15 protein-coding genes and 3 pseudogenes are annotated in these 16,144 nt (G+C 61.2%); 7 read left to right on the top strand and 11 right to left on the bottom strand.

Annotated features, from left to right (window positions below):
* Positions 1–238 precede the first annotated feature (238 nt).
* Positions 239–673: pseudogene (locus K369_RS00105) on the bottom strand (IS3 family transposase); the annotation flags it as partial.
* Positions 674–759: 86 nt separating this feature from the next.
* Here K369_RS00105 and K369_RS00110 point away from each other — a divergent pair.
* Complete coding sequence (locus K369_RS00110) at positions 760–1,800, top strand: IS110 family transposase (RefSeq protein ID WP_036286117.1); 1,041 nt, start codon at positions 760–762, stop codon at positions 1,798–1,800.
* A 544-nt stretch (positions 1,801–2,344) separates the two neighbouring features.
* Positions 2,345–3,385 carry an IS110 family transposase gene (locus tag K369_RS00115; protein WP_036286117.1) on the top strand — a complete coding sequence of 347 codons (1,041 nt, stop codon included), beginning with the start codon at positions 2,345–2,347 and terminating at the stop codon, positions 3,383–3,385.
* Between the two features lie 134 nt (positions 3,386–3,519).
* Here the strand turns inward: K369_RS00115 and K369_RS25065 are convergent, their stop codons facing one another.
* The 5 genes and pseudogenes from K369_RS25065 to K369_RS00140 form a co-directional block, all read right to left on the bottom strand.
* Entirely contained in the window at positions 3,520–3,915 is a 396-nt protein-coding gene (locus tag K369_RS25065) for a hypothetical protein (protein ID WP_210165038.1), read from the bottom strand.
* Between the two features lie 237 nt (positions 3,916–4,152).
* Entirely contained in the window at positions 4,153–5,169 is a 1,017-nt protein-coding gene (locus tag K369_RS25890) for a glycosyltransferase (protein ID WP_198032976.1), read from the bottom strand.
* A 155-nt stretch (positions 5,170–5,324) separates the two neighbouring features.
* Positions 5,325–5,549: pseudogene (locus K369_RS28065) on the bottom strand (IS110 family transposase); the annotation flags it as partial.
* Positions 5,550–5,669: 120 nt separating this feature from the next.
* Positions 5,670–6,140 (bottom strand): annotated as a pseudogene (locus K369_RS00135) (type I CRISPR-associated protein Cas7); the annotation flags it as partial.
* Positions 6,141–6,157: 17 nt separating this feature from the next.
* Positions 6,158–6,808 carry a hypothetical protein gene (locus tag K369_RS00140; protein ID WP_245278029.1) on the bottom strand — a complete coding sequence of 217 codons (651 nt, stop codon included), beginning with the start codon at positions 6,806–6,808 and terminating at the stop codon, positions 6,158–6,160.
* A 336-nt stretch (positions 6,809–7,144) separates the two neighbouring features.
* Here K369_RS00140 and K369_RS00145 point away from each other — a divergent pair, with 336 nt between their 5' ends.
* From K369_RS00145 to K369_RS00155, 3 genes are read left to right on the top strand one after another with little or no spacing between them, the layout of a single operon-like run.
* Positions 7,145–7,567 (top strand): putative toxin-antitoxin system toxin component, PIN family, encoded by a 423-nt coding sequence (locus K369_RS00145; RefSeq protein ID WP_036286256.1) that lies wholly within the window; start codon positions 7,145–7,147, stop codon positions 7,565–7,567.
* 41 nt (positions 7,568–7,608) lie between these two features.
* Complete coding sequence (locus K369_RS00150) at positions 7,609–7,839, top strand: toxin-antitoxin system HicB family antitoxin (RefSeq protein WP_245278030.1); 231 nt, start codon at positions 7,609–7,611, stop codon at positions 7,837–7,839.
* Positions 7,840–7,875: 36 nt separating this feature from the next.
* Positions 7,876–8,790 (top strand): recombinase family protein, encoded by a 915-nt coding sequence (locus tag K369_RS00155; protein WP_036286127.1) that lies wholly within the window; start codon positions 7,876–7,878, stop codon positions 8,788–8,790.
* A gap of 41 nt (positions 8,791–8,831) precedes the next feature.
* On the opposite strand, the gene repC is transcribed toward K369_RS00155, so the two are convergent.
* The 5 genes from repC to K369_RS24300 form a co-directional block, all read right to left on the bottom strand.
* Positions 8,832–10,166 (bottom strand): plasmid replication protein RepC, encoded by a 1,335-nt coding sequence (gene repC, locus K369_RS00160; protein ID WP_084570360.1) that lies wholly within the window; start codon positions 10,164–10,166, stop codon positions 8,832–8,834.
* Between the two features lie 153 nt (positions 10,167–10,319).
* Positions 10,320–11,315: a plasmid partitioning protein RepB gene (gene repB, locus K369_RS00165; RefSeq protein ID WP_036286129.1), complete on the bottom strand. Its 996-nt coding sequence runs from the start codon at positions 11,313–11,315 to the stop codon at positions 10,320–10,322.
* 78 nt (positions 11,316–11,393) lie between these two features.
* A complete protein-coding gene (gene repA / locus K369_RS00170) occupies positions 11,394–12,605 on the bottom strand; it encodes a plasmid partitioning protein RepA (protein ID WP_036286131.1) in 1,212 nt (403 codons plus the stop codon).
* A gap of 593 nt (positions 12,606–13,198) precedes the next feature.
* Positions 13,199–13,582, bottom strand: a complete 384-nt coding sequence (locus tag K369_RS00175; RefSeq protein WP_051948594.1) for a DUF5615 family PIN-like protein — start codon at positions 13,580–13,582, stop codon at positions 13,199–13,201.
* A gap of 4 nt (positions 13,583–13,586) precedes the next feature.
* Positions 13,587–14,204: a DUF433 domain-containing protein gene (locus K369_RS24300; RefSeq protein WP_051948597.1), complete on the bottom strand. Its 618-nt coding sequence runs from the start codon at positions 14,202–14,204 to the stop codon at positions 13,587–13,589.
* A 329-nt stretch (positions 14,205–14,533) separates the two neighbouring features.
* On the opposite strand from K369_RS24300, the gene K369_RS25895 reads away from it, so the two are divergent.
* Positions 14,534–15,199, top strand: a complete 666-nt coding sequence (locus K369_RS25895; RefSeq protein WP_051948600.1) for a hypothetical protein — start codon at positions 14,534–14,536, stop codon at positions 15,197–15,199.
* Positions 15,081–16,124, top strand: a complete 1,044-nt coding sequence (locus K369_RS00185; protein ID WP_084570361.1) for a DUF1403 family protein — start codon at positions 15,081–15,083, stop codon at positions 16,122–16,124. The genes K369_RS25895 and K369_RS00185 overlap by 119 nt, the downstream gene beginning before the upstream one ends.
* The last annotated feature ends 20 nt before the right edge of the window (positions 16,125–16,144 follow it).

Below are 16,144 nucleotides of genomic sequence, written 5' to 3' on the forward strand. Positions count from 1 at the left end.
ACTGATCGCGGAGCAACATCACTCCCCGCTTTCGATGTCATCTGATCACTTTCGACACTTGAACGGCAGTTCACTTGTGTTCGCCTTCCTGTTCCACACCTGACGCCTCGTGGCGCCTTTTCCGTGACGCTCACGACCTGGGCTTTTGACCCACGCCGCTCACGGTGGTTTGCCACCTGCTCCTGCAAGCCGATGGCGAGGGACCTACCCTCATCTCTCACGCCGCTTGCTGCGGCACACTAATGTCCCAGGACCAGACCTGATTGGGTCCGGTCGCCAGAAGCTCGGGCTTTTGATAGGCGGGATGGCGCAATTGCCGCCGTCGCTCGCGGACCTCGCCGTGCTCGGCGAGGATGCGATACATGGTTCGGATCGAGCACAGATAGACGCCCTCGTCGAGCAGGCAGGCGTAGATTTCGGCGGGCGCGAGATCGACGAAGCGCGGCCCGCGCAGCATCTCGAGAATATGCTGTCGCTCGGTGTCGGTCAGCGCGCGCAGAGGTTTCGGACGCGCCCTCGCGACGGCCGGCGGCTGTTTACGCGCAGCCTCGCGGCGGTGCAGGCTGGCGCGCGAAAGGCCCAGCGCTGCGCAGGCCGCAGCGATCAGGCCACTGCGTGGCGCCAGCGCCGCTACGGCGTCCATCAGGAGTCCTCGTCGTTCACGATCGGGAGCCCCAGCAACAGAGCAACTTTTATGGAATGGCCCGCCCCTCCTTCCGGCGTAGTAGGCTCGCCGGCGATAGAACGGAGGGATTGGTCATGAAGACGAAGGTTTCCGTGCTCGGGATCGACATCGGCAAGAATATTTGCAGTCTCGTTGGCTTCGACGCGGCCGGGACGGTGGTCATGCGGCGGCGGGCGACGCGGGAGACGCTGATCGGCTTGGCAGCGAAGCTGCCGGCCTGTGTCGTCGCGATGGAAGCGTGCTGCGGCGCTCATCATCTGGGGCGGGTCTTCGCGGCTCATGGCCACGAGGTTCGGCTGATGTCGCCCGAATATGTTCGCCCCTATGTGAAAGCGCAGAAGAACGACGATCGCGACGCTGAAGGGATCGCCGAGGCGGCGACGCGGCCGACCATGCGCTTTGTGGAACTGAAAACGCAGGATCAGCTCGACATCCAGACGTTGCATCGGTCTCGCGACCGACTGGTCGGCGAACGGACGGCGCTGATCAACCAACTGCGGGCGATCCTTCTGGAGCGCGGAATCGTCGTTCCCAAGGGTAAACGTCATCTCGCGGATTATCTCGCCGTCATGCTGGACGAAGGGGGCCGACACACTTTGAGCGACCGGATGTACAGGCTCGTCGACGACGCTCGCACGCAATGGCGCGAGCTGGACAAGCGCATCGCCGCCTTCGACGCGGAGTTCACGGCTTTCGCCAAAGAGAACGAGGACGCCCGGCGACTGGCGACAATACCGGGCGTCGGCGCCCTGATCGCTTCGGCCTTGTTGGCGGCGATCGGAAAGGCCGAGACGTTCGAGCATGGTCGCGATCTTGCGGCCTGGCTCGGCCTGGTCCCCCGTCAGGCGACGACGGGGGGCAAGCCGAAACTGCTCGGGATCAGCAAGCGGGGCAACCGATATTTGCGCAGGCAACTCATCCATGGCGCGCGGGCGGCGCTCCCCCATGTCGCCAAACGCGACACGTCGCTCGGGCGGTGGCTGACGACGCTGCTCGCCCGCGTGCATCAGAATGTCGCGGTCGTCGCCTTTGCCAACAAGCTGGCGCGGATCTCCTGGGCGGTGCTGCGGCGTGGAGAAACATTTGCCGACAAGGAGGCGATCCTGGCGGCGTGAGACTGGTCGTTCGGCGCATGTGCTGCTGATCGTCCGACGATGTTTGCGGGTGGTGGATCGAAAGATGGCCTGACTGATAGTCGAACGGCGTTCTGGAAACCTGGTTCAAAAAACGGCGTTCGACGCCGAGACTTTTATGAGGACCGGAACGCGCGTATCTCCATCTTGGCCGGGGGCTCGCCCCGAGGCCGGATACGTTGACGCAGACCCATCAGAAGGCGCTCTCGATAAAACTGCTTGCAGACGGGGCGGGCCATACGTTGCGGGTGGTGGATCGAAAGATGGCCTGACTGATAGTCGAACGGCGTTCTGGAAACCTGGTTCAAAAAACGGCGTTCGACGCCGAGACTTTTATGAGGACCGGAACGCGCGTATCTCCATCTTGGCCGGGGGCTCGCCCCGAGGCCGGATACGTTGACGCAGACCCATCAGAAGGCGCTCTCGATAAAACTGCTTGCAGACGGGGCGGGCCATACGTTATGGAATGGCCCGCCCCTCCTTCCGGCGTAGTAGGCTCGCCGGCGATAGAACGGAGGGATTGGTCATGAAGACGAAGGTTTCCGTGCTCGGGATCGACATCGGCAAGAATATTTGCAGTCTCGTTGGCTTCGACGCGGCCGGGACGGTGGTCATGCGGCGGCGGGCGACGCGGGAGACGCTGATCGGCTTGGCAGCGAAGCTGCCGGCCTGTGTCGTCGCGATGGAAGCGTGCTGCGGCGCTCATCATCTGGGGCGGGTCTTCGCGGCTCATGGCCACGAGGTTCGGCTGATGTCGCCCGAATATGTTCGCCCCTATGTGAAAGCGCAGAAGAACGACGATCGCGACGCTGAAGGGATCGCCGAGGCGGCGACGCGGCCGACCATGCGCTTTGTGGAACTGAAAACGCAGGATCAGCTCGACATCCAGACGTTGCATCGGTCTCGCGACCGACTGGTCGGCGAACGGACGGCGCTGATCAACCAACTGCGGGCGATCCTTCTGGAGCGCGGAATCGTCGTTCCCAAGGGTAAACGTCATCTCGCGGATTATCTCGCCGTCATGCTGGACGAAGGGGGCCGACACACTTTGAGCGACCGGATGTACAGGCTCGTCGACGACGCTCGCACGCAATGGCGCGAGCTGGACAAGCGCATCGCCGCCTTCGACGCGGAGTTCACGGCTTTCGCCAAAGAGAACGAGGACGCCCGGCGACTGGCGACAATACCGGGCGTCGGCGCCCTGATCGCTTCGGCCTTGTTGGCGGCGATCGGAAAGGCCGAGACGTTCGAGCATGGTCGCGATCTTGCGGCCTGGCTCGGCCTGGTCCCCCGTCAGGCGACGACGGGGGGCAAGCCGAAACTGCTCGGGATCAGCAAGCGGGGCAACCGATATTTGCGCAGGCAACTCATCCATGGCGCGCGGGCGGCGCTCCCCCATGTCGCCAAACGCGACACGTCGCTCGGGCGGTGGCTGACGACGCTGCTCGCCCGCGTGCATCAGAATGTCGCGGTCGTCGCCTTTGCCAACAAGCTGGCGCGGATCTCCTGGGCGGTGCTGCGGCGTGGAGAAACATTTGCCGACAAGGAGGCGATCCTGGCGGCGTGAGACTGGTCGTTCGGCGCATGTGCTGCTGATCGTCCGACGATGTTTGCGGGTGGTGGATCGAAAGATGGCCTGACTGATAGTCGAACGGCGTTCTGGAAACCTGGTTCAAAAAACGGCGTTCGACGCCGAGACTTTTATGAGGACCGGAACGCGCGTATCTCCATCTTGGCCGGGGGCTCGCCCCGAGGCCGGATACGTTGACGCAGACCCATCAGAAGGCGCTCTCGATAAAACTGCTTGCAGACGGGGCGGGCCATACGTTTTTGGATTTCGATGATCGCCTCGGCGCGCTCCAGGCGTTTTGTCAGGAGCCTGTTCTCGCGCTGCAATTGCGCATGTTCGGCCGCCAACGGATTGGGCTCTACGACCTTGGGGCCGCGCTTGACAGGGCTCAGCGCTTCAAAGGCCCCGGCGGCGCGTTGGCGACGCCAGTCCGTCAGGGCCGATGAATAGAGCCCCTCGCGGCGTATGATCGCCCCGATGCCTCCAGGAACCCCAGCCGCGCGATCCGCTTCATCGAGGATGCGCAATTTGTCTTTGGCCGTAAACGTGCGCCGACGCGGGCGAAGGACGAGTTCCGGCGACGCGGCGTCTGGCGCCGAAACAATCGTCGGCCTCCCGCCTTCCTCAGCTTCGGCGCCAGACGCCGCAAGAGTCTTTCCATCAGTGATAGGGCGCATAACCATGGGATGTTTCGACCTCGGCCCTCAAGGGTAAACTCCCGCGGGGTGTTTGTCTCAACATCGTTGGCACGGAGGGGAATCGAGTCATGGAATGATCCGTGAAAATAAATCATCCCATTGCGCCCCAATGATGCGCATATCGAACAGTGAGCGCGCTCTTTCCCGAATGCGTTCGGCCATCGCAATTACTTCATCATCGCGCTCGTTGGCTTGCGCGATGAACTCGGCGGCCTGCTTCGGGGTGTCGTATATGAGAGCGTGCTTGTCGGACAGAAAACACGCGACCTCGTAGCGCTCTCGATGCCACCCATCAGCACGCTCCTGTAGCTCGGCTTCGATCATCGATACCGAAGGCGCGATTATCGGAGCCCCGACAAGCATCGCCTCCATCAAATTCAGCGTGTATGAGGGACCTAACGTCCACACGAACAAATAGCATGAGCAGTTTTGAAATTCGTCCATCATCGCGTCAGCCGAAATCAATCCGCCCCAGTTCTGGATTCCTTCATTTCGAAAACCGAACAATCTGGCGTCATGTCCAGAAGTGACATTTATATACGTCCGAAGAGAAGGAACAGACGCCCAATCTCGATCCAGATAATTATTGTGGAACGTCAGCGGCTTACCGCCTCCTACCCATTGAGGATAACTCTCAATATCCTTAGCAAAATATATTACTGCATCAGTCTTTGCGAACCCAGAAAGGCCACACTCTTTTTCGCTATATCTAACGATACAGACGTTGTTTTCAATTTCTTTCAATAGCCGTTCTAGTTCTTTATTGCTCTGGCCAATCGTGCGATAGATAACGGGCTTGCCGCGCAGGAATTCGTTATTCTGCACAACCCATGACGTATCGTGGTTCACGATCACAACATCGAACAAATCGACGAACTCTTTGCTCATTCCAGCCGATGCTATCCATGCGTCAATTAGATCCTGTTGATAGAACTCGTCTCTACCAACCCTGAAATCCGTCGAGTTATATTTCGAATGGTACCACCCAATACTGAATACTTGATGCCCTCTGGACGTGAACATACGAAGATCGTCGAATTCGAGGACTTCGTGGATGGACTTATAAAGAATTCGAAGACCCATGCTCTACCCCTTAAGCGGACAAGAAGCGACGTGCATTAGCACATAGGCTATGCGGCCGCCAATGGTCGCTAAGTGGCGGATCGGCAAACCCTCCGAAACGGTCGTGCCCCACCGGCCAGGACCGTTCAACGCTCATTATTTGACGCCTGAACCGACTTCACGTAAATTGCAGGAATGAGGCGGACCTCATGGCCGAAGCCTTGCGCTACGCGACCCCAATAATGGCTCGTGGCGCAGGCTTCCATCGCGACGATGCAGGGCGTCTGCCCGCGCAAGAGCTGCTCGAGCTTCGAACGCGAAACTGTGCGATTGAATAGAACCGCCCCGCCGCGAACTGTTCCGCAGACGTGAAAGCTGCGCTTTGCCAAATCGATCGCCAAGACAGCGCCCTACGACATCATACGACGCCGGTCGAAGGGGGCATCCACCCCATCAGTTCATTCGCTTTTCCCTCGATTTTGGAAAAGCCGCCCAAAGGGTACGGATACATTTCATCTGGATCATAGCAATTCGTGTATAATCACGCCATCAGGTACACTATCCCGGTTTATTGTCACGCGATAGTCGGCAAAGCGACGGGCGGGCGGCAGATTATCGCCCCTGTTGTCGCAGATGTCATAGGCCTCAATGCCATTTTTGCGCTGCACGACCACGAGGGCAAACAGGTCATGCGCAGGTGCCCGGCCCAGGGCGTTGTCATGCTCGAAGGCGATAAGCTTTCGGGTCGCCATTTCGCCTCGGGCGGCAGAGCGATCGTGCTCGAACATGTTTCGTAATGCCTCCCAAAGGAAAGCGATGTCCGTTTCCGAGAAACCGGTGCGCTCGGCGAGTTTCGCAGACACAAAGCCATGCGCGCGATAGAGGCCATAAGGCACAATATGCTTCCGTCCCATTGTCCGGTTCTCAGTGCGCTGATCGTCAGAGGTGCCTTCCTTTTGCTTCTTCTTGTCCGCCTCGTTGGTGGCAGCCATCCAGGGCTGTGCAGTTCTTAACGAGCCCCTGCCATTTCGAGGGCAGCTCGGATATTGAGAGCGGCGCGCCATCTGGCGTTCTTGATGTTGTCCTCCTCGTCCCAATCTTCATCATAAACCAAACCAGAGTCGTCCCGCTTCAGAGGCGCCGGCTCGCTTCGCTCTATCACGCGTGACGTTCGCGCCAGCAACTCGTCGATTTCGTCGAATTCTCCTGTGTGGATCGTCTCGCCGTCCTCCTCATCCAGCTCCCCACCCGCCGCGTCATCGCGCATTGCACGGCAGCCGGTCGTCGACTCACACGCCGCGCCGTTCGGTCTCCATGCGCCGCGCAGACCGGCAAGGCCCTCGGTCGTCAACGCCCACGCCGGTTCGCGATCAGCTATGCGACGGCGCGCGAGCAGAACGGCGTGGGCCCGCACGAGTTCGTGCGTCGGCGTGCGCACGTCCATCCCGGCGTCATGGAGCACCAAGTCTTCGAGCTGCACGAATTCGCCCGCGCGCCACAAGGCCGCGCAGGCGTCGTGGAAATGCGCGCGAAGTACGAACGCCTCGGCGACGTGACTGGAACGAAGCCGCTCGTCGAAGCGCGCGAGAGCGTCCGACGCGCTCTCGAAGGGCGTTTGCAGGCGCTCGAATGAAACCGAACTGGGAAGATCTAACCCCATTTTAATTCCGCGCGAATCAAGATTTATATCAAGGGATATCGAATATAACTTGAGTGATAGAAGATGCTATTTTCTCTTTCGCTGCCCGGATCGAAACGCGTCGCCGCGGCCGCCGGAAGCGAGCCTCAGAACGGCTCCGGAGACGAGCTTTCGGCTCACAAATCGACGAAAAGGGCTATTTTCCTGCGTTTCCCCGCTCGTCGCCCATGTCGAGGCGGCGAACTTCGGCCTTCGGATGCGTTTTCAAATGACCGATTATTGATATTAATCGAAATCGTAATTTCGATTTTAAGAGCCCATTGATAACATCACAGGCGATATGATATGTTTGCGGCAATGAGATTGGTTCTGGATACGAACGCCCTGATCGCAGCACTCCGAAGCCCAAGCGGAGCCTCTGCCGAGCTTCTCGAGCTTGCGCGTCGAGGACAGGTCCATCTCTTGGCCAGCGCCGCCCTCGCAATCGAATATGAGGCCGTGTGTCTGCGCGACGAACACCGCAAAGCGGCCGGCCTGTCGACGAAAGAGGTCGGTCAGTTTCTCGACGCGATCATCGATCTGATCGAACCGGTCGAAATTTGGTTCCTTTGGCGGCCGCAATTGCGAGATCCGGGCGACGAGTTGGTGCTCGAGGCGGCTGTGAATGGGCGGGCCACGACAATCGTTACGTTCAATTTGCGGGACTTCGGACTTGTGCGAGAGCGCTTTGGGATCGACGTTCTGACGCCGAGAGATACGCTGATGAGGATAGTGCAATGAAAACCAAAACTGCCGCTTATGCTCTTCGGCTCCCCGCTTCGATGAAGGCGGAAGCCGAAAAGATTGCCGCCGAGGATGGCACGAGCCTCAACCAATTCGTTGCTTCGGCGGTGGCCGAAAAGGTTTCGGCGTTACGGACGGCTCGCTATTTCGCGGAAAAGAAAGGCCGGACCGATTGGAGCGCCTTCGACCAGATCATGCGCCGCGAGGGCGGCGTTCCGCCGGTTGCGGACGACGAGATTCCTGAAGCTTATCGCGCGGCTCGCAAATAGTCCGTTGCTGATTTCGTCGGAAGGAGACCAGGGCGAATGCCCCTGATCGGCTACGCCCGCGTCTCGACCGAGGATCAGGTCACGGACGCCCAGACCGATGTGCTGAAGGCGGCCGGCTGCGTCGAGATTTTTCGCGAGCATATGTCGGGAGCGAAAGCCTCGCGGCCGGAACTGGCCAAGGCCCTTTCGCGCGTGCGCCGCGGCGACGTGCTGGTCGTCGCGCGGCTCGACCGCTTGGCCCGCTCGCTTTCGCATCTCTTGTCCGTGATCGCCGAGCTCGACGCCAAAGGCGCGCATTTCAAATCGCTCGCCGATCCCATCGACACGACGACCCCGCAAGGCCGGTTCGCCTTGCAGGTTCTCGGCGCCGTGGCCGAGTTGGAGCGCGCTTTGATCCGGGAGCGCACCAAGGACGGCCTGCGCGCCGCCAAGAAGCGCGGCCGCATCGGCGGCAATCCGAAGCTCCGCGCCGGAGACCCCGACGCCATCCAGCGCATCGTCGACGCCAAGGCGGCGAACTATTTCGAGCGCGTCAATCGAACGGCCGAACATTGGCTGCCGGTCGTCCGGCAAATGCGCCCGGATCACCGCTGGCAGGATGTCGTGCGCGTGCTCAACGCCAAGCGTGATGGCGTCAGCGGCGCTCCCCTGCCCCAATGGACCGTCGAGCGCCTGAAGCGCGCGGTCAAATGTTTCGTCGCCGAGGGTTTGATCGAGCCCCGCCTCCTTCATCAGGCCGCCAGCCGCAAGGTCAGCAGTGAGCGCCTCGTCACGCTCGTCGCCGGGATCAAACGGGCCAATCCCGATCTGACGCTCGCGCAAATCGGCGCGCAGCTCGAAGCCATGTATGAGCGTACGCCGCGTGGCGGAACGCGCTGGGCGCCCTCCTCCGTCAAAAGCCTGCTCGACCGCGCCGAAAAGCTCCGGCTGCTCAGCGCCGAAACACTGTGATCGAGCGGATTGCCGAGGCGCGTCCGAAAACACACCTCGCGTCACCCCGTTCTCTTGCGCTCTCGCGCCGCCTTCCCAGCCTTGCCGCGCAACAGGGCCATCAGCACCGGCCCGAGCGAGAACTCCCCGGCCCTCGCCTTTTCAGTCAGAACGCGGAGATAACCGCCAGCGCTCTTGATTTCATCGCCGCGTTGCAGGATCGCGGCGATGACGATCGAAGCATTCTGCTCGCCCAAGACGTCCAACGCCTGCGACCAGGCGTCTGGCGAAACGCCAAGCGCCGAGCGCACCGTCGCTGCGGCTGCAGCCAAGTCTCGCCATGAGGAAATCTCGCCACCCGGACCGTAATCGACGATATCTGGACAGGCCTCCAGCACCATGCCGAGCGGATAGGCTCGAAACGCTGGCTTGGGATCGATAGTCCGAGAGCCATCCGGGGAGGTTTCTGGCGCTCGAACGATCGGCTCCCTGCCCTCTTCGAGATTTGGCTGCGATGGATCGGCCCTGCCTTCTTGAAGGCTAGGTTCAAGATCAGAAATGTTTGTGGTTTGATTCTGTATGTGACGCTCAGTTTGAGACTCATTGCCGCTCATTTTCTGAGCTTTTATGTGAATTTCTAGTAGCTTGTGGATTTCGGCGGCCAGCTCCGCCAGCTCGCCGGCCAGAGCCTCCAGATCGGCGCGGGAAAGTCCCCGCCCATAGCGCCCCGAGAGCGCCGCATAGCGCTGATGCGCGCCGTCCCAGTCGCCGGAAACGCTCTCCCCCAATCCCGTCTCGATCATTTTGACGATGTCGCGTCGGGTGAGCGTGATTTTTTCTCGCAGCAGCGCGATCGCCCGGTTCTCGGCCCGCACCTCCTCGGCGAGATTCTCGATTTCTTCAGCGCGCGCGACGAGCGGCGCGAGGTCGAAGCCGAAAGCGTCCTCTATGGCTCCCCCCTGCCCTTTCCGGGCGAAGCGTTTGCCGTTCGGAGAATCACGGCGGATGATCAGTCCGGCGTCGACGAGGCAGGCGAGATGCCGCCGCAGCGTCGCCGGCGCCATGCCATGAGCGCGGATCGAGAGTTCCTTGTTCGAGGGAAACACGACGATGCCGGCGCCGGCCGAGCCCGCCTCGGCGGACATCGAATCGATCTCCGGCAGACTGAGCGCTGTCTCCTGGTGAAAGCTCAGCAGCGCGTGCAATACGGATAGCGCGCGCTCGGTGACGCCGAGCGGCTCCTTGGCTTCGGTGAGCGCGCGAAACAGCCGCCATTTGTGCACGACGGTTTCGGACGCGCCCTGCTTTGCGGCGAAATTTTCGGTCGCGGTCTGGCTCGCCATCATGGCGAGCGACAACGGCCGCCGCCCGAAGGGCGTCGTTGGACGTGTCTGCATGATCCTTTGCCTCGTTCAGGCAAAAGAAATCCGCTCGCCGATATGGGCGCCAAAATGCTTGACAGCGATTCGCGGAAGTGTGATTCTCGGAGTGCTTAAATCAGAGAAAGGCTTCCGGGCGGCGACGTTCGGGGGCTTTTTTCTTTTGCGGGGTCAATCTCCTGCTTCACTTGTGATCTTCGTCTCCTTGAACGCCCGGTAGAGTGCGTCGAGATTAGACGAGATATATCGGCCGAACTCACTCGCTTCTTTCGATTTGAGCGAGAGGCTGAAGCTGCTTCCGTTATTCCGGTAGCTTGCAGACACGGCCTTGCTTTCAGATTCCCAGCATGCCGGGTCGATCCTCCCGCGCGCAGACTTCCGTGGCTTGCGTCCGAGCGCCTGCAGTTGTGCGAGCAAAAAATTGAACCGCTCCATTGCGCCTTTGGAACGGAATTCGTCTGACGCCACGACGACAATCGCCGCCTCCGCGGCCTTCGGCGACTTCACCTGCTTCTTGAGTTCTTCCCACCGGTCACGGCCAATGGCTTTGGCCGCGCCGATTGCTTCGATCACGGGCACCGGAACCGTCTCCGCCACAGAAAGCATCCTCGACAGCAAGCTGTCGTCGATTGTCAGTGCGGATTTGATGGTCTCCTTCCGCTGCCCCATGTCGAGGAGCTTCTTGGCGAACAGCGCCTTTTCAATGAAAGACAAATTTGCTCGGGCCGTGTTCTCCTGACCTTGCGCTATGATATGCGCAATATCCTCTAGGTTCTTGATCACCGCGCGAACAGGAATACCCAGCTCTTTAGCGACGCGCGCGCGACGGTGGCCAAACACGATCATGAAGCGACCCTTGCTCTGCGGATGGGGTCTCACAAGAATCGGCGTCGATTGTCCGTGCTCCCTGATCGCCTCGCGTAGATCGGCGAAATCCGTATCATCGTCTTCGATGCGATCCGCGACAAAAGAGCGATCCAGAACTGAGACATCAAGTTCGACGACTGTCTCCCCCGCCAGCATTTTCTTCGCGTTCTCGGCCATCTCATCGATCGAAAGCATCATCGAGCGAGACGCTCCGCGAAGCGCATAATCATGCCGCGCGGCAACATCGGCCTTTGACGTCTCCGTCCCCGTGATAGTCGCCAAGAGGTTCTTACGGGCCATATCAGGCTCCTCTCCCTTGCGCTAATCTCTTGAGGAATTTAGCGGTTCGGCAATTCTGCACGGCTGTCAAAATGACGATCATTTCCGTCCCCACGCTTGATGGACGAGAGCCGTGATCTCCTCATTGACTGCATTCAACGCCTCCAATGCGCGGTCATACGTTGCGCGCGTGAATTGGGCGCGCTCGACCTCGTACAGCGTCTGATTGGTGATCCCCGCGTCCGAAATAGCGGTCGATTTCACCATCGGGTTTTTGAGCATCTGCTTAGGAAACAAAGATTGCATGAAGCCAACCATTTGAGCCTGCGGGCCATCGGTCGGCTCATAGCGTGTTACGAGATAGCGAAACCATTTGAGGCGAACCTCAGCTCCGGCTCCGCTGATCGACTGAAGAACGCCGCCTAGCATCAGCAAGAATTGGCTCATCGACATCACGTCCAGCATCTGAGGATGGATGGTGATGAGAACGGCGGTGGAAGCCGCCAAAGCGGTCAAGGTGAGATAGCCGAGCTGCGGAGGGCAATCGATCACCACGACGTCATAATCGTGATCGAGCTCCTTCAAAGCGTCGGTGATCCGAGTGAAGAACATCCGCCCCTCTGCCGACGATTTGTCCGAAGCGGCGAGAGGCGTTTCATATTCGTATTCCTGCAGTTCTAAATTCGCAGGAACGATGTCGAGCCCAGGGAAATTGGTACGCCGAACGACCTCGGAAATTGGCTTCTTCGAGCCATCGTAACGTAGGGCCTCGTAGAGTGAAGGATTACGATCGAGCTCTGGCTGAATACCGTGAAGCGCAGATAGGGAGGCCTGTGGATCGAGGTCAATTGCGAGCACGCGATGGCCGGTGAGAGCGAGGTGCTGGGCCAGATGAGCCGCCGTAGTGGTCTTTCCACTGCCGCCTTTGAAATTGACGACGGCGATGACCTGGAGCTGTTCCCCCCCACGTCGATGCGGCACATATTTTTTGTAATCCGCCCGTCCGTGACGATCGAGATAGTGCCGCAACTCTAACATTTGCTCGGCCGTGTAGCTCCTACGTCCGGACACCGAGGTGGTGGGAGTAGGGCCCTTGCCTTCGAGATGAAGCTTCTTGATGTTAGATGACGTCACGCCCAGAAAATATGCGGTCTCCGCCAAGGAGAAGGAGCGAAGGTTCTTAATGGCGTCGGGCGGATAATGCTCCAACCGGAGCATGTTTAGCTTATCCGAGATCAATTCTCCTTGTTGGAGAATAGTCTCGTAGAAGCTGAAATCGCCCGTCTCGTCGATAGCTGTCGTCACATTCATCGGCGCCAATTCCCGAAATAACGCTTTTCCACGCCAAGCTCGCCTACAAGCGGGAATTAATCCTGATTCTCTTTGCTCCGCAACGGGTTTTTGGTTAACGACAGGTTAACATCGCAGACTACCCCAGCGACGAACCTGCCTCACAGGCTGCGCTAATTACATGCTTTTACTAGTATTTTAGAGCTTCTGCACGGCTGTCAAAAAGAGAGCGTGGGCATGTCATGCGTTCACCGGAGCAACGAATTGTCGGCGCGCCACACCCACGCTGACGACGAAACCCTTGCGGCGCGTGATGGCCATGTGGCGAATGAGGCAGCAGCCGGATCGGAGCAGGGGAGGGTGCCGTCATCGTTCAAGTCGGGGCCCATCGCAGACTTTTTGAACCATCTGTAAGCGCACGTGCATTATCGAGCGATTTCGCGAGCCTCTGAGGTGCAAATTCGGGTTCGAAGAGCCCGAGAGGCGCCAAAACGAAAAGGCGCACAGACGAGCGTTCCGCGCGGAAAGCCGCCCGATAATTTGGCGGTTGTGCGTTGCGCCTGCCCCTCAGCACCCCTCGCATCTCGACAGTTCCGCTCGGCTGACACTGACGGTCATCCCGAGGCGGATAGGGCGCGGAGCGCGGGTCGACCGTCGGCGTCGAAGTCGAGACAGTGATTGATCATCGTGTCCATCGGATCGCCGCCGCGCGTTTCGAGGAAAACGAGGGCCGCTTCGATCAGAGCCCATCCGCGCGCGCGACTTGTCTGGGGCAGGGCGATCAGTCCCGGATGGATCGGTTCACGGCCGAGTAGGCCGCGAAAATCGCCGATGTTTTCGGTGACGATGACACGATCCTCGGCGATGCAGAAATCTTTTACTGTGTGGTCGAGCTGACCGCGTCGGCCGACATGAAGCGGGTGAATTGCATCATGGCCGAGATGGGCGAGCTCGATGGCGAAACTCGGCGACAGACACTCGTCGATGAACAATCGCATTCGATCACGCCGCCGGCCGTCGCGAGACGTTTTGGGGGCGTCCGGAAAGTGGATGCGATCTGGCGAACAGGAGCGCCGCTTCGAGGGCTTCGCGTGGCAGATCCGGATTTTCGGCGACGATGTCGTCCATGCTGTCGCCGTGTTCGACGCGAGCCTCGATGGAATGCACCGTGAGGCGCGTGCCTTTAATTACAGGCAGTCCTCCTTTGATGCCCGGGACGCTGTCGATCCAAGTCTCGCGCGCTCTCAGATACCGATCGGTGCGCTCGAGCGCCTCACCGGCGAGTTCGCCGATATCGGCGGTTACAGATGGCGCGATTTCGACCTGCGCGGTCTTCAGGCGCGATAACTCGTGGCTCTTGAGAGCCTTTATCAATTTGCGCTTGCCTGCGATCGTCAGCGTGACGTCACTGGTCAGTCGACGGACCAACGTGGCGTAGGCGACGCTCTCCACGCCGAGGAAGCGGCGCGTGCCCATCGCCTTGCCGGAGCGCAGGGCGGGAATTTTGCCGGTATGAACCGGCAGGACTTTTTCCTCGATCGCCTTTTCGATGGCCCGTTTGGGTACACCGGCGAGCTCGGCGACTTCGCGCGGCGTGAGATCGGCTTCCGTGCGGGTCATGCTCGCCTCTAAATCAGTTCCTAATTGGGGACAGGTTATATGATGGAGCGAGAAAATCCAATGTCGATCCGACACGGCGCTCCCACTCGAACGAGCCAGTGGATTTTTATCGCCCCACAGCTCCGGTAAGATTCAGCTCGAACCGATCGCGTTTGCGCCGGTGGCGGCGGGTCATCGCGGTCCGATCGACGACGGGGCGCCGCCGCGAGAGCGCATCGCGTCTTGGGCGCAGGCCGGCGACGTCGATCCGGCGCGCTTGCGGCGCTTGACGCTGTCGCGGCGCTACCCTGGCCGTCGCCCGGCGCGACGAGCGTCTGTGAACGGAGCGGATGCTGGCGGAGCGCTACGCCTGCCCCGAGCATCACGGATTGTTGTCGAATCACGGCCATACTTGCAACGGGCCGCGTCATGTCGGTTTTCGCCTGCGTGACGGGTGCGCGCGGCTCGTCTGCGGTCACTGCGAGCAGGAGTTCGCCGAACGATCGGCGCGGGAGGAGGAGGGCGCTCTCGTCGACGCGCCCCCTTCGTTCCAGGGTCGGATCAGCGCGATCGTGAACGGCGCACCGGAGGGCCGATCGCGGCACGACCCGGCCCTAGCGACGCTCTGGGCGCCCCTCGACGTTCTGGGGACCGCGCGGCCGGTTCTGTCGCTGCGCAGCGACAGCGGGTGGCGATGCCCGAGCGACGCCCGGAACGTCATCGGCTCCCCCGATCCGCTCGGACGCGCCGGAAACGACGCCGATCGCCCGGAAATCCGGGGCCGCGCATTCATGTCCGATAAACCAACCTTATCGGACATCGAAAAGGAACCGACAGGTGCGGCGCTTACGACACGAACGCGCGTGACAAAGCGCCGCCATCGGTTGCGATTGCGCCATGCGCCGATTCGACTCCGAACCGCTCATCGCGGCCGATGCGACCGCCGTCGCCGCGGAAAAATCCCCGCGGAGATCGACGCGCCCTCGCTCTTCTGCTGCGTCGACGAACCCATCTAACACCCTATCTGATATCATTTTTCCTGGCTGGGCGCGGCTTGCACCGGGCGGCGCGCAATTCTCCGCCGGCGTCGGCCTGGCGCTCGTCGATCAAGTCCTGCGGAACGCCCCGCCCTTCGCCGACGCGTTGCGCCAGCGGCTGGCGTTGCGCGCCGCGGCGGCGTCCGCGGCGGCGTTGCGCTTGCGCGAGGACGAAGCCGCCTTGCGCGACGCCGAGCATCTTTCCTCCGGCGCGGGTGAGACCAGCCCGGCCGGCCGCATTCACCGGCTGTGGCGCGACTTCGCCGGTCGCCCGGCGACGTTGGATGCCGCCGCCCTCGCGGCCGCCGCCGCGCTTCTCGAATTGCCGCCCGATCTCGGGTGGCTGGCGCTCGCCGGCGCGTTGCAGGGCGCTCTCGCAGGTTGCGCTCAGCCGCTCGCCGCCGCGGCGACTGCGGGTGTCATGCTGGCGCGAGAGCTGCCGACGACACGGCGCGCCGAAGCGGAAATCCTCGCCTGGTGGGCGGCCGATGTCGCGCTCGCCGAGCGCCTGGGGTGGGAGCGGCCGGTCGCGCTCGCCGCCACGACGCTTCTGCGCCCGGAGCTGCGCAGCGCTTCAAGCCGGCGCCCGCGGCCGAGCGATCCGGAGTGGCCGGACGCGCTGGCCGGCGCCATCGCGTTGGCGGCGCGGGACGCGTCAGCGCTCGCCGTCGACCTGGCGCGCGGCGCGGATCGGCTGCTGGCGGTCGCGCCGAAACTGCGCACCAAGGGCGCCCGCCGCGTCGTCGAGCTGCTGCTCGCCGACGACGCCGTTTCGCCGGCCCGCGCGGCGCGGTCTGCGCGGCTCTCAGATCGCGCCGCGCGCCGGCTGTTCGATCGGCTCGTCGAACTCGGCGCCGTGCGCGAATTGTCGGGCCGCCCGACTTTTCGTCTCTACGGACTCTGAGGACCGCCAATGAGGCGATC

The sequence above is a fragment of the Methylosinus sp. PW1 genome, assembly GCF_000745215.1.
Classification (GTDB): domain Bacteria; phylum Pseudomonadota; class Alphaproteobacteria; order Rhizobiales; family Beijerinckiaceae; genus Methylosinus.

Excerpts from the sequence above, each read along its gene's own strand:
- K369_RS00110 (WP_036286117.1), top strand. The coding sequence starts at position 760 with ATGAAGACGAAGGTTTCCGTGCTCGGGATCGACATCGGCAAGAATATT.
- K369_RS00115 (WP_036286117.1), top strand. The coding sequence starts at position 2,345 with ATGAAGACGAAGGTTTCCGTGCTCGGGATCGACATCGGCAAGAATATT.
- K369_RS25890 (WP_198032976.1), bottom strand. The coding sequence starts at position 5,169 with ATGGGTCTTCGAATTCTTTATAAGTCCATCCACGAAGTCCTCGAATTC.
- K369_RS00140 (WP_245278029.1), bottom strand. The coding sequence starts at position 6,808 with ATGGGGTTAGATCTTCCCAGTTCGGTTTCATTCGAGCGCCTGCAAACG.
- K369_RS00145 (WP_036286256.1), top strand. The coding sequence starts at position 7,145 with ATGAGATTGGTTCTGGATACGAACGCCCTGATCGCAGCACTCCGAAGC.
- K369_RS00150 (WP_245278030.1), top strand. The coding sequence starts at position 7,609 with ATGAAGGCGGAAGCCGAAAAGATTGCCGCCGAGGATGGCACGAGCCTC.
- K369_RS00155 (WP_036286127.1), top strand. The coding sequence starts at position 7,876 with ATGCCCCTGATCGGCTACGCCCGCGTCTCGACCGAGGATCAGGTCACG.
- repC (WP_084570360.1), bottom strand. The coding sequence starts at position 10,166 with ATGCAGACACGTCCAACGACGCCCTTCGGGCGGCGGCCGTTGTCGCTC.
- repB (WP_036286129.1), bottom strand. The coding sequence starts at position 11,315 with ATGGCCCGTAAGAACCTCTTGGCGACTATCACGGGGACGGAGACGTCA.
- repA (WP_036286131.1), bottom strand. The coding sequence starts at position 12,605 with ATGAATGTGACGACAGCTATCGACGAGACGGGCGATTTCAGCTTCTAC.
- K369_RS00175 (WP_051948594.1), bottom strand. The coding sequence starts at position 13,582 with ATGCGATTGTTCATCGACGAGTGTCTGTCGCCGAGTTTCGCCATCGAG.
- K369_RS24300 (WP_051948597.1), bottom strand. The coding sequence starts at position 14,204 with ATGACCCGCACGGAAGCCGATCTCACGCCGCGCGAAGTCGCCGAGCTC.
- K369_RS25895 (WP_051948600.1), top strand. The coding sequence starts at position 14,534 with ATGCTGGCGGAGCGCTACGCCTGCCCCGAGCATCACGGATTGTTGTCG.
- K369_RS00185 (WP_084570361.1), top strand. The coding sequence starts at position 15,081 with ATGCGCCGATTCGACTCCGAACCGCTCATCGCGGCCGATGCGACCGCC.